This window comes from Candidatus Enterococcus huntleyi (assembly GCF_009933175.1).
In the GTDB taxonomy this organism is placed as follows: domain Bacteria; phylum Bacillota; class Bacilli; order Lactobacillales; family Enterococcaceae; genus Enterococcus_K; species Enterococcus_K huntleyi.
The window spans coordinates 234,734-247,525 of sequence record NZ_MAEJ01000032.1; the positions used below are offsets into that span (position 1 = coordinate 234,734).

Annotated in this window: 10 protein-coding genes; all 10 read left to right on the plus strand. The window is 39.8% G+C overall.

Annotated features, from left to right (window positions below):
- Window positions 1–216 precede the first annotated feature (216 nt).
- The 10 genes from BAU15_RS15495 (at window position 217) to lysS (ending at window position 11,174) form a co-directional block, all read left to right on the plus strand.
- Window positions 217–1,815, plus strand: coding sequence for a putative polysaccharide biosynthesis protein (locus BAU15_RS15495; protein WP_161843627.1), 1,599 nt, complete (start codon window positions 217–219; stop codon window positions 1,813–1,815).
- 3 nt (window positions 1,816–1,818) lie between these two features.
- Window positions 1,819–2,088 (plus strand): RNA-binding S4 domain-containing protein, encoded by a 270-nt coding sequence (locus tag BAU15_RS15500; protein ID WP_161843628.1) that lies wholly within the window; start codon window positions 1,819–1,821, stop codon window positions 2,086–2,088.
- A gap of 68 nt (window positions 2,089–2,156) precedes the next feature.
- Complete coding sequence (locus BAU15_RS15505; RefSeq protein WP_161843629.1) at window positions 2,157–2,591, plus strand: FtsB family cell division protein; 435 nt, start codon at window positions 2,157–2,159, stop codon at window positions 2,589–2,591.
- 50 nt (window positions 2,592–2,641) lie between these two features.
- Entirely contained in the window at window positions 2,642–3,118 is a 477-nt protein-coding gene (locus tag BAU15_RS15510; protein ID WP_161843630.1) for a S1 domain-containing RNA-binding protein, read from the plus strand.
- A gap of 115 nt (window positions 3,119–3,233) precedes the next feature.
- Window positions 3,234–4,628: a tRNA lysidine(34) synthetase TilS gene (gene tilS, locus BAU15_RS15515; RefSeq protein ID WP_161843631.1), complete on the plus strand. Its 1,395-nt coding sequence runs from the start codon at window positions 3,234–3,236 to the stop codon at window positions 4,626–4,628.
- A gap of 19 nt (window positions 4,629–4,647) precedes the next feature.
- Window positions 4,648–5,193 (plus strand): hypoxanthine phosphoribosyltransferase, encoded by a 546-nt coding sequence (gene hpt / locus BAU15_RS15520; RefSeq protein WP_161843632.1) that lies wholly within the window; start codon window positions 4,648–4,650, stop codon window positions 5,191–5,193.
- A gap of 91 nt (window positions 5,194–5,284) precedes the next feature.
- Complete coding sequence (ftsH, locus tag BAU15_RS15525) at window positions 5,285–7,462, plus strand: ATP-dependent zinc metalloprotease FtsH (protein WP_161843633.1); 2,178 nt, start codon at window positions 5,285–5,287, stop codon at window positions 7,460–7,462.
- A gap of 173 nt (window positions 7,463–7,635) precedes the next feature.
- The gene (gene hslO, locus BAU15_RS15530) at window positions 7,636–8,520 is read left to right on the plus strand and encodes an Hsp33 family molecular chaperone HslO (protein ID WP_161843634.1); all 885 of its coding nucleotides are present in this window, start codon (window positions 7,636–7,638) and stop codon (window positions 8,518–8,520) included.
- Window positions 8,521–9,543: a tRNA dihydrouridine synthase DusB gene (gene dusB, locus BAU15_RS15535; RefSeq protein ID WP_161843635.1), complete on the plus strand. Its 1,023-nt coding sequence runs from the start codon at window positions 8,521–8,523 to the stop codon at window positions 9,541–9,543.
- Between the two features lie 134 nt (window positions 9,544–9,677).
- Window positions 9,678–11,174: a lysine--tRNA ligase gene (gene lysS / locus BAU15_RS15540; RefSeq protein ID WP_161843636.1), complete on the plus strand. Its 1,497-nt coding sequence runs from the start codon at window positions 9,678–9,680 to the stop codon at window positions 11,172–11,174.
- Window positions 11,175–12,792: the final 1,618 nt, after the last annotated feature.

The following is a 12,792-nucleotide window of genomic DNA, read 5'->3' on the forward strand; positions in this document are numbered from 1 at the left end:
CTCGTAGGAATACGCCATTTAAGCGAATGCTATTTCAAAAAATACTTAAAAATGTTGAGCAGAGTATTGGCCCAAGGATGCAAACTTTGTGAAAGAAATAGGTCTGTGAAGATGAAGTGTGTCGTCTTCGGAGGAGCATAATAGAAGGCACAGATAGGAAGTCACGTATAAGAAGTCAGGGATAACGCGTTAGACATGAAGCGAGGAGGGATCGCGATGGCGCAAAAGGAAATGCGAAAAATGATGCAAGGAGCCGTTGTGCTAACGATTGCTTCTTTTATAGCGAAGTTGTTGAGCGCGATTTATCGCGTGCCCTTCCAAAATGCGGTGGGCGATGAAGGCTTTTATGTCTATCAACAAGTCTACCCAATCTATGGGATTGCCATGACACTGGCACTCTCTGGATTGCCTCAATTTATTTCAAAATATATTGTTGAAAAAGAGACGCCACGAGAGCAAAAAGAGGCGTTGAAGCAGTTGTATCCGTTAGTCTTTTGGTGTGCAATCAGCCTTTGGGCCTTGTGTTTCTTTGGCAGTGGTCTATTAGCGAAAATAATGGGCGATGCCGCGCTGGCTCCTTTAATTCAAGTGGTCTCCTTTACCTTTCTCTTAGTGCCAGGACTCTCATTTTATCGTGGGAATTTCCAGGGTCATCTGTTAATGGTGCCAACTGCGGCTTCACAGGTGTTAGAGCAGTTGATTCGCGTGGGCATTATTCTGTCAGCTGCCACCGCTTATCTGCAATTAGGCTTGACGGTGTATCAAACAGGGATGATTGCTATGAGTGGAGCATTCTTTGGTGGGGTCTGTGGGTTCTTATTACTGACCTACTATGAGAAAAAAATTCACGGTGGTGCACTGAGACTTCGTTCTTTCCCTGTTAAACAACGACCAAAAAAGGAATTAATTCGGCGCTTTTTGATTGAAGGAGGACTTCTTTCTATCTACAGTGGCTACCTAATTTTTTTCCAGTTAGCTGACTCGTTTTTAATTACAAATGGGTTAGAATTACATGGTTTGACGGAACAAGCTGCTCGGGTGGCTAAAGGTGTGTACGATCGGGGACAGCCATTGGTTCAGCTTGGACTGGTGGTGGCAACGGCCTTGAGCGCGACTTTCTTGCCGGCCTTAACTAGATCGTTAGTTCAAACAAAAAAGAAGCAATTTCAGCAATCGGCACGGATTTATTTGCGCTTAACGGTAAGCTTGGCGATGGCAGCTTCTGTGGGACTGGCACTTTTATTACCGTATTTCAATTACGCCTTATTCAAAGATACTTCGGGTACGAAAGCTCTGACGGTATTTGTCTTTGCGATTGGGTTGATGGCAACTATTCAAGCTTATCAAAGCATTGCGCAAAGTCAGAATTGGTTTCGAATGCCCTTGAAGGCAGCTGGTTGGGGGCTACTTGTGAAGGCGCTAAGTACAATTATTTTAACGACTATAGTGGGTACGCTGGGCGCCAGTCTAGCTACCTTATGTGGCTTGGCTATGACGTTGGCTTATTTAGTTCAGCATTCAGAAAAAGAATTGAATGGTTTTTGGAAAGAACGTCGATTTGGCCGAACATTTCTACTTTGTCTCATTGCTATGGCAGTAAGTTTATTGTTATATAATGGAGCCGTAATTGGCCTTTTGGGACCGCTCCATCATCGGATGACAGCACTGTTTATTAGTATAATCGGTGTAATAATCGGTGCCAGTTGTTTCATTTTTGTCGCAATTCGGTTAAAATTATTTACAGTACGGGAATGGTTAATGATCCCGTTTGGCAAGAAACTATTAAAAATTAAATTAAATAAAAAAGAGGGTTAACAGATGAGATTAGATAAATTTTTGAAAATATCACGAATTATTAAACGTCGGTCAGTAGCCAAAGAAGTTGCTGATAAAGGGCGTATTCAAGTGAATGGCAAACTGGCTAAATCCTCCAGCGATGTTAAAGTTGGGGATGTATTGAAGGTGCAATTTGGGAATAAGCTGTTAGAAGTTAAGGTCACAGAATTGCATGAATCAACGAAAAAAGAAGATGCTCAAAAAATGTATGAAATAGTAGCAGAAACACGAACAGATTCAGCTGAGAATTAGATTAGACAACAGCTAAAGATGTTGGTATAATGAGAAAGACCATGAAAAAGAGACTGAGGTGAGTGTGAGTGAGTCAGGATCAAAAGAATAAAATTTCAACAATTGATACGGCGTATGCCAAAGAACAATATAGTGAATTTCAAAAGCAGCAAAAACAGCTTGTCTTTAGAAGAAGACGCTTAGCCGTTGTTTTTATGGTAGCCATTGGGGTCTTTGTGATTATTGGCGTTCAATTGTTCAGTGACTATCAGCGCCTACAGTCATTGGGAGAGATAAAAAAAGAAACAGTTGCCGAATCGGCACAAGTCGACAAACAGCTGAGCACGCTAAAACAAGACGTGAACTTGCTGAAGGATGACGAATACGTGGCGAAAGTAGCCCGTAGTCGATTTTTCTATTCCAAAGAAGGCGAGCAGGTCTACCCAGTTCTTGGGACGGATACCAGCGATGCAGCTGATCAAGCAATAAAAAATACGACAGAATCAAGTGCTACTGATAAGTAGCGTAATTGAAATATAAAAAAGGGTTATAAATTAGGAGGAACAATTTTTTTATGTCAATCGAAGTAGGAGCGAAACTACAAGGAAAAGTGTCAGGGATTACTAATTTTGGTGCATTTATTGATCTAGGTGAAGGGAAGACTGGCTTAGTTCACATTAGCGAAGTGTCCAATGGATTTATTAAAGATATACATGATGTCTTAACTGTCGGTGATGAAGTAACCGTTAAAGTAACTACTATCGGTGATGATGGGAAAATCGGTTTGTCAATCCGTAAAGCACAAGACCAACCGCAAGAAGAAAAACGCGAATTCCAACGTCGTGAGCCACGTGAGCCACGCGAAAATTACAATAGTCGTCCTGCTCAGAAAAAACCGTTCTCTCGTAATCAGCCGATGAACAATAATAATAATAAACAAGATTTTGATTCATTGATGAGTTCATTTTTGAAAGATAGTGATGATCGACTTTCTTCATTGAAACGGAATACTGAAGGAAAACGCGGAGGCCGTGGCGGTCGTCGTAACTAATCTATAAAGTGGATAACAGATAAGTGAGTAGTAAAAAATGAACTGAGGCACTAATCAACTTTGATTGACTGCCTCAGTTTTTTTCTTTCGAATGAATAAGGAGTAACCCGTAAACATGGAAAATTTATTTTTTAATCACGGAAAAGACAAACTTTTATGGCAAACTAAAGACAAAATTCTGTTAGCCATTTCAGGTGGCGTTGACTCAATGGTCTTACTTCACTTGATGGAGGCGGTTTCTCTGAAAGAAGGATTATTTTTAGCTGTCGTGCATGTGAATCATCAGTTACGAGAGGAATCGCTGGCAGAAGAAGCTTACTTAACTAATTATTGCCAAGAAAAACAACTACCTTTTTATAGTGTACGGTGGCAAAATGCTCCAGCTACAGGGATGGAAGAGGCGGCTAGAACTTTTCGCTATCAATACTTTGGTCAAGTTATGCAACAAACGGGTTGCACGAAATTAATGACTGCTCATCACGGAGACGATCAGCTGGAGACGTTGATTATGAAGTTGGCTCGAGGCGGTTCTTTACACAGCCATATCGGCATAAAGGAGCGTCAGTGTTTTGCTAAGGGTGAATTGATTCGACCGCTGTTACCTTTTTCGAAAGAAGAAATCCGGATGTTTGCCGACAAACAATCGCTTGTTTACTTTGAGGATGCGACGAATGTTGAAACCCACCTTCAAAGAAATCGAATTCGCCAGCAAATAATTCCTCAGCTAAAAACTGAAAATGCGCGTCTATTACCCCATGCACAACAGTTTTCACAACAGTTAGAATGGGCCGAGGAACTGATTTCTGAGCAGATGGAGAAGGAATATCAGGCACGGGTTGAGAAGAATGGCAAAGCGTGGATAATTGAAGAAAGTTGGCTCGCTCAGTTACCCGATAATAAAAAATATTACTTTCTAAGTCATTTTTTTAAGAAACGTTTAGTAGACCTAAAGGTTGGCGCTAAGGAAGAGCAGATTCTCCAATTAATAGAATTGTTAAATAAAGGGAAAGCCCAGTGGACGATTGCTTTTTCTAAAGGTTGGGAAATCAAAAAGAGGTATCAACAGATCTCATTTGAGAAAAAGAATCAGCTAGTGGAACCGGAAAACGTCGCAGAACAGTCTCATACACTGCACTATAATGAGGGGATTTATTTATCTGATCACGAATGGCTAGGGATTATAAATAGTGCTGAATTGGATCAGGTTCCTAGAGAAGTCCGTGAGTGGGAGACGTTTCAAACAAATTTTCCAGCCAATCTAGCAGATGCTTTTGTCGTCCGACATCGACAAGCGGGAGATCGTCTGAGATTAAATGAAAGACAGTCAAAAAAAATTTCCCGCTACTTTATCGATCATAAAGTACCGAATGAAAAAAGAGCTTCAGCTTGGGTACTGGCGGATTCCGAAAAAAATATCTATGGATTGTTGCCTTTTGCACTTTCTTATTTGAGTATTAGTGAAGAAACTGATAAAATACTCTACGTACTTCTTTATAAATATCAGAGGTAGTAGGTGGAAGGAGAACCAAATGTTAGAGAAAGATATCGAACGAATACTAATAACAAGAGAACAAATTCAAGCGCGTTGCGCAGAACTAGGTAAAGAGTTATCTGAACTTTATAAAGACAAGAACCCTTTAGTAGTAGGTGTTTTAAAGGGGGCTGTTCCGTTTATGTCGGACGTTGTTCGCGAGATTGATACATATGTAGAATTGGATTTTATGGATGTATCTAGTTACGGCAATGCAACCGTTTCTTCTGGTGAAGTCAAGATTGTGAAGGATTTGGATACCAATGTTGAAGGCCGTGATTTGCTGATAGTCGAAGATATAATCGACAGTGGTCGCACGTTGGCTTACTTGGTAGATCTTTTCAAATATCGTAAAGCGAATTCTGTTAAGATTGTCACTTTGCTAGATAAAAAAGAAGGTCGCGTGGTAGATATTGAAGCGGATTATATCGGTTTTGATGTACCCAATGAATTTGTGGTCGGTTATGGATTAGATTACGCCGAAGCCTATCGTAATTTGCCCTATGTCGGCGTATTAAAAGCGAGTGTTTATCAATCAAATTAGTGACGTAATTGATTTCAGTTATGTTACAATGTAATGGTCAGGATTGATAAAAAATTAAAACGAATAAATAGAGCACCTAAGGAGGGCAAGCATGAATAAAAAGAATAATGGCATGATGAAAAATGTCTTATACTATGCTCTGGTTATCCTAGCGATGGTGATGGTTGTTTACTTTATTTTTGGAAACAATAATCAACAGACGCCGGATATTGAGTATTCGAAATTTACCGAGCAATTAGAAGACGGTAAAATCAAAAGTTTCTCTGTACAACCAGCGAATGGCGTATACAAAATTACTGGTGAATACAAGGAAGAACAAAAGGTCAACAATAGTGGCGGTTTGCCAATTCTAGGTTCGACCAACGTGCCAGCAACAAGTTTTACAACGATGGTTTTACCAAACGACTCATCTTTAAGCCAAGTTACAGAATTGGCTGAAAAAAATGGTGTCGAAACAAAGATTAAAGAAGAATCTAGTAGCGGTATCTGGGTATCACTACTCCTAAGCTTCCTACCAATTGTCGTTATGCTATTTTTCTTATACATGATGATAGGTCAACAAGGTGGCGGCGGTGGCGGTGGCGGCCGTGTCATGAACTTTGGTAAATCAAAAGCTAAAGAAGCAGACAAAAAAGCCAACCGTATCCGTTTCTCTGATGTAGCAGGTGCTGAAGAAGAGAAACAAGAATTAGTCGAAGTGGTAGAATTCTTAAAAGACCCACGTCGATTTGCTGAGTTGGGTGCACGTATTCCAGCAGGTGTTCTTTTAGAGGGCCCTCCAGGAACTGGTAAAACTTTGCTAGCCAAAGCGGTTGCTGGTGAAGCGGGTGTGCCGTTCTACTCGATCTCAGGTTCTGATTTCGTTGAAATGTTCGTTGGGGTCGGTGCGAGCCGTGTCCGTGACTTATTTGAAAATGCGAAGAAGAATGCGCCTGCGATTATCTTTATTGATGAAATCGATGCAGTCGGTCGTCAACGTGGCGCTGGTATGGGTGGCGGTCATGATGAACGTGAACAAACCCTAAACCAATTGCTTGTTGAGATGGATGGATTTGATGGAAATGAAGGCGTGATTGTGATTGCTGCAACCAACCGTTCAGATGTCTTAGATCCAGCGTTATTACGTCCAGGTCGTTTTGACCGTCAAATTTTAGTCGGTCGTCCGGATGTTAAAGGACGTGAAGCAATTCTTAAAGTACATGCTAGAAACAAACCTTTAGCAGACGATGTTGATTTAAAAGTAGTGGCCCAACAAACACCAGGATTTGCCGGTGCAGATTTGGAAAACGTCTTGAATGAAGCAGCTTTAGTAGCCGCTCGTCGTAACAAGAAGAAAATTGATGCTTCTGATATTGATGAAGCAGAAGATCGTGTAATTGCTGGTCCTGCGAAGAGAGATCGTGTGATTAGTAAACGTGAACGTGAGATGGTTGCATACCATGAAGCGGGACATACGATTGTTGGTTTAGTCCTAAGTCGTGCACGTGTCGTACACAAGGTAACGATTATTCCTCGTGGCCGCGCTGGCGGGTACATGATTGCTTTACCAAAAGAAGATCAATTCTTAATGACTAAAGAAGATATGTTTGAGCAAATCGTTGGTTTGCTTGGTGGTCGGACAGCCGAAGAAATTGTTTTTGATGTTCAATCAACTGGCGCGTCTAATGACTTTGAACAAGCAACTGGCTTAGCTCGTAGTATGGTCACTGAATACGGAATGAGTGATAAATTAGGACCTGTTCAATATGAAGGAAATCATCAAGTCTTTGTAGGCCGTGATTATGGTCAAACAAAAGCTTATTCTGAACAAGTTGCTTTCGAGATTGACCAAGAAGTTCGTAGCATTTTAATGGAAGCTCACAAAAAAGCGCATGAAATTATTGAAGCGCACCGTGCGCAACACAAATTAATTGCTGAAAAACTACTTGAATTCGAAACACTAGATGCTAAAGCAATTAAATCATTGTTTGAAGAAGGCGTAATGCCAGAAGGAACTGAAGCTGCTGAATTCCCTAGCGAAAAAGCGCAAACGTTTGAAGAAGCGAAACGTGCTTTAGAAGAAAAGGATGCTGAAAAGCAAGCAGAAGAAAAACAAGATTCTGAAGAAATCAAACAAGAAGTAAAAGAGGAAGCAGAAGAAGTGAAAGAGGAAACTCAAGAAGCTTCTGATTCTGATAAAGAAGCTGCTGAACCAAAAACTGATTCTGATAAAGATGAAAAATCTAAGTCTGAATATGAAGAAAACAAGTTTGATGATCGTTACAAATAAATGAGTGTAAGAGAGTTGATGAACTTCCCGAATGGAGGAGTTCATCAGCTCTCTTTTTGGGCAAAAATAAATATTTTTCAGATGAAATGAAAAAATTGAACGCCATAAGTTGAAAAATTGGTCAGATACTAGTATTATTCACTAATGAGTCTTAAGGAAAAGGGGTACATAACATGAGCGATTATTTAGTGAAAGCTTTAGGATATAACGGCTACGTGCGAGCTTATGCCGTCCGAGCAACAGAAACAGTTGGCGAGGCGCAAAAACGTCACGACACATGGAACACGGCTTCGGCTGCTTTAGGTAGAACAATGATTGGTGCATTATTATTAGGTGCAACCTTAAAAGGTGAAGATAAATTAACCGTCAAAATTCAAGGTGACGGACCGGCTGGCGCGATTATTGTCGACAGTAACGGTAGTGGCGAGGTCAAAGGCTATATCAAAAATCCGCATATTAGCTTACCTTCAAATGGAAAAGGCAAGATTGATGTGCGTGGGGCAGTAGGAACCAATGGCTTATTCACAGTCATTAAAGATTTAGGGTTGAAAGAACCATTTTCTGGTCAGACGCCACTGGTTTCTGGTGAGATTGGTGAAGATTTCACTTATTATTTAGCTGTTTCAGAACAAGTCCCTTCAGCGGTTGGCTTGAGTGTCTTAGTGGATACGGATGATTCGATTAAAACAGCAGGTGGTTTCATGCTTCAAATTATGCCTGGTGCCGATGAAGAAACAATTACCGAGATTGAAAAACGTTTGGCTGAAACGCCACTGATTTCAACTTTATTAGATGAAGGCCAAACGCCAGAAGAAATCTTGGCTGGTTTATTAGGCGATGCAGACTTAAATATTCTCGAAAAATCACCGGTTCAATTTTCATGTGACTGTTCAAAAGATAAGTTTGGGGCGGCGATTATCGCGCTAGGTACGACTGAAATTCAAGCGATGATTGATGAAGATCACGGAGCAGAAGCTGTTTGTTCGTTCTGTGGCAACAAATATCTATATACGGAAGAAGATTTAGCGGGTCTTAAGAAAGAAGCAGGTGGCAACTAGATGAACACGGGAAATCATGCCTGGAAGATTGGCGATGTGGAAATTCCTAATCGTGTTGTGGTAGCTCCAATGGCAGGGATTACTAATGCCGCCTTCCGTGTGACCGTCAAAGAATTCGGTGCAGGACTAGTCGTCTGTGAGATGATTAGCGATCAGGGAATTCATTTCCGCAATAAGAAGACGCTTGAGATGCTCTATATAGATGAGACCGAGCATCCACTGAGTTTGCAAATTTTCGGAGGCAATAAAGATACCTTGGTGGAAGCGGCGCAATTTGTCGAAGAAAATACTGAAGCAGATATTATTGATATTAATATGGGGTGCCCAGTCAATAAGATTATTAAAGCCGAAGCTGGGGCCAAATGGCTCTTAGATCCAGATAAGGTTTATGAGATGGTCCATGCGGTTTCCTCAGCAGTTTCTAAACCAGTCACTGTTAAAATGCGGATTGGTTGGGATGAAGAGCATATTTTTGCTGTGGAAAATGCTTTGGCAGCTGAGTCAGCTGGTGCGTCAGCGATTGCGATGCACGGCAGAACACGTGTCCAAATGTATGAAGGTAAAGCAGACTGGGATGTTTTAAAAGAAGTTAAAAGCCATTTGACGATTCCATTTATGGGGAATGGCGATGTCCGCACACCAGAAGATGCCAAACGCATGTTAGAATATGTCGGTGCAGATGGTGTGATGATTGGTCGCGCAGCCTTGGGCAATCCGTGGATGATTCATCGGACCCAACAATACCTAGAAACAGGCGTCTTAATTGATGAGCCAAGTGCGCGTGAAAAGATGGAAACAGCGAAGCTACACTTGCATCGTTTAGTGGAACTAAAAGGTGAGCTAGTGGCAGCTAGAGAATTCCGTCAGCATGCAGCCTACTATTTAAAAGGAATTTCACGAGCAGCTAAAGTCAAAGTAGCGATTAATCAAGCAGAAGATGAGCAGACAATTATCGATTTGTTGGATGCCTTTGTCGAAAAGACCGAGACGCAGTCTGAAAAAGACCAAATGGCTGAAGCCTAAGAAAAATCGTCAGACGCTTGTGATTGGGTTTTATAAATAAGAAAAACGAAAGAAATCCGCAAGTTCAGCTTGCTTTTTTTCGGCATCATTGGCATTATAAGTAAGAGATGAATCACGAGAATGGAGGAACTCTAATGACAGAAGAGCAACAAAATCAAGTAGAAGATTTAAACGATCAGATGCTTGTGCGTCGTCAAAAAATGGAACAATTACGTGAAGAAGGAATCGATCCATTCGGAAAACGTTTTGATAGAACCCATAATTCAGTAGCTTTACATGAAGATTTTGACGCTTTAACAAAAGAAGAAATAGCAGAAAAAGCAGTAACAGCCAGCGTGGCAGGTCGAATGATGACTAAACGTGGCAAAGGAAAAGCTGGCTTTGCACATTTACAAGACCGTGAAGCACAAATTCAAATTTACGTCCGTAAAGATGAAGTCGGTGAAGAAAATTACGAATTATTTACTCATGCCGATTTAGGGGATTTCTTTGGTGTGACTGGTGAAGTCATGAAAACCAATACTGGCGAAGTCAGTATCAAAGCTAAAGAATTAACAATGCTTTCAAAAGCGTTACGTCCACTACCAGATAAATATCATGGCTTAACGAATATCGAGCAACGCTACCGTCAACGCTATTTAGATTTAATTAGTAACCGCGAAAGCTTTGATCGTTTCATGAAACGTAGTCAAATTATCAGTGAGATCAGAAGATATCTAGATGGCAATGGCTATATTGAAGTGGAAACGCCAGTCTTGCATAATGAAGCTGGTGGTGCTGCTGCCCGTCCATTTATGACGCATCATAATGCGCTAGATATGGATCTATATTTGCGTATTGCCTTAGAATTACATTTGAAACGTCTAATCGTTGGTGGCATGGAAAAAGTGTATGAGATTGGCCGTGTCTTCCGTAATGAAGGAATTGATACCACGCATAATCCTGAATTTACTATGCTTGAATTATATACAGCCTACACAGATTACAAAGATGTCATGGACTTGACTGAAGGATTGATTCGCAATGTTGCTGAGAAAGTCTTGAAAACAACGACAATTACCTATAGCGAGCAAGAGATTGATTTAGGTAGCGCATTTAATCGTGTCCACATGGTTGATTCTATTAAAGAAGTAACAGGCGTTGATTTCTGGGCAGAAATGTCAGTTGAACAAGCTCGTGCTTATGCTAAAGAGCATAATGTGGAGATTACAGATACAATGTCTGTCGGTCATATTATTAATGAATTCTTCGAAACGTTTGTTGAAGAAACTTTAACGCAACCAACCTTTATTTATGGTCATCCAGTAGAAGTTTCACCATTAGCGAAGAAAAATCCTCAAGATGGTCGCTTTACTGACCGTTTCGAGCTATTTATTGTTGGTCGTGAATTCGGTAATGCCTTCACTGAGTTAAATGACCCAATCGATCAACGTGAACGTTTTGAAGCACAAGAAAAAGAACGTGAACAAGGAAATGACGAAGCGCATGGCGTTGATGAAGATTTCCTAGAATCATTAGAATATGGTATGCCGCCAACCGGTGGATTAGGAATTGGGATTGACCGTCTGGTAATGTTATTAACCGATGCGCAATCATTGAGAGATGTGCTTTTATTCCCAACTATGAGATAATAATCAAATCGAAGCAAGCTTTCTTAACGGAAGGCTTGTTTTTTTGTTCTTTGTCAAATAGTGTTGGTGAGGTTCAAATTGAATAGAGTACAGTCTCTCTAGTTAAGTAGCTTTGCTTAGCAGGAGATTTTTTGATGTTATAAGGAAGTATAAAAAATAAGCTGATAGAAAGTATTTATTGTGATAAGCACTCTAGCCTTTTCGCTTGTCCTTAACTACCCGTACATATTTCGATATCTGTCATCAAAAAAAGGTACAATCTGTTCGTAAGTAGCTTAGATAATAAAATAGACCTTATGACAAAATCAACTAACTAGTTTAGATTTAGAATTAGTTACTATTATTAGAAGGAGAACTAAACTGTACCATTTCACTATTATCAGCCTATATATAGCATTCTACTAAAGGACTAATATAAATAGAGCATCAAAATAACAAGTCATGTTCTCGATCTTTTTTCATATAAGGGTATAAGCTAGTCACTTTCGGTATTTTGTCCACTAGTGTCTATTCGCACTGTTTTAGGAATTTTTGACAGAGCAAATAATTACAAGAATCCATTGTTTAGTAGGTTTTATCCTTGAAACAGTCCTTTTCGCCTGACTATTTGCCTCAAAAAGTGTGCGAATGAAGACTAGTGGTGAAAAAATGAGATGTTTGTTGCTTATTAAATCTTTAGAATAAAATGTATGAGCGTCATAGAACCCTATGAGGATGGAGTTTTATAAGAGGGAATCCTAAAAGTTTGTATTTTTGTGGTCCTTTTTGCTATTTTTCATGGAGGGCATAGAGACTGCAGTGCGTTTTTTATACTAGCGTTTATATATGGTGTTTTTAAGGCTCTAACAGAGTGCCAAATTACAAGAACCCATTACCTAGAAGGTTCACCGTATAAACTTGCTAGTTTTATCGCATTTATATTCTGGGAAGTGTGCACATAAACGCAAGTATGGAAAAAGGAGCTCTTTAGCTATCTTCTTTTGCTTCATATACTAATTTAAATAACGAATGGAGAGTTACCAGATTAGATAGCTATTAAATAATCTAGTCTCAAGTCGGGAAGATTATATAGGAAGACTTGGGAAATGAAGTATAAAAAATAAGCTAGCAGTACCTATTTGGATAATTAAATAGTCGGAAACGCGGGCTGTCTCCTAGGGAAATGATTTGCAGAGTTTGATCTTGTTATATCTGAAAGTATATTATGATGAGTGTGAACGTTAATCTGACTAATGAGAGGTAGTAATTTTTTAATCAGAGCTGTAGTTTATTGAGGTTACAACATGATCAGCGAATCTGTCGAGGGTGCGTTTAGGTCAGTTACGTGCAATGAAAAAGGAATATTATGAAATGGATGAAGAATTAGCAAATTAAAAACACGGTTATTCCTGAATCGTTAGTCGCTAAAACAGGTAGTTTTTACGTAAAAAGCGAACGTTTTTGTTTGGATAATGATTATCAATCGTGGAACGAAAAAAAACGAAAAAAAACTAATAAATTCATTGACCCCACGCCGTTTAGTTGGTATATTATTATTTGTTCGCATGAATGAATTCATTCATAAAAACAAACGAAGTTTTTCTTATAAAACTTTTTGAAAAATGTTCTTGACGTTGAG

Coding starts and splice junctions, on each gene's coding strand:
- dusB (WP_161843635.1), top strand. CDS start 8,521: ATGAACACGGGAAATCATGCCTGGAAGATTGGCGATGTGGAAATTCCT.
- hslO (WP_161843634.1), top strand. CDS start 7,636: ATGAGCGATTATTTAGTGAAAGCTTTAGGATATAACGGCTACGTGCGA.
- lysS (WP_161843636.1), top strand. CDS start 9,678: ATGACAGAAGAGCAACAAAATCAAGTAGAAGATTTAAACGATCAGATG.
- BAU15_RS15500 (WP_161843628.1), top strand. CDS start 1,819: ATGAGATTAGATAAATTTTTGAAAATATCACGAATTATTAAACGTCGG.
- BAU15_RS15510 (WP_161843630.1), top strand. CDS start 2,642: ATGTCAATCGAAGTAGGAGCGAAACTACAAGGAAAAGTGTCAGGGATT.
- hpt (WP_161843632.1), top strand. CDS start 4,648: ATGTTAGAGAAAGATATCGAACGAATACTAATAACAAGAGAACAAATT.
- tilS (WP_161843631.1), top strand. CDS start 3,234: ATGGAAAATTTATTTTTTAATCACGGAAAAGACAAACTTTTATGGCAA.
- ftsH (WP_161843633.1), top strand. CDS start 5,285: ATGAATAAAAAGAATAATGGCATGATGAAAAATGTCTTATACTATGCT.
- BAU15_RS15495 (WP_161843627.1), top strand. CDS start 217: ATGGCGCAAAAGGAAATGCGAAAAATGATGCAAGGAGCCGTTGTGCTA.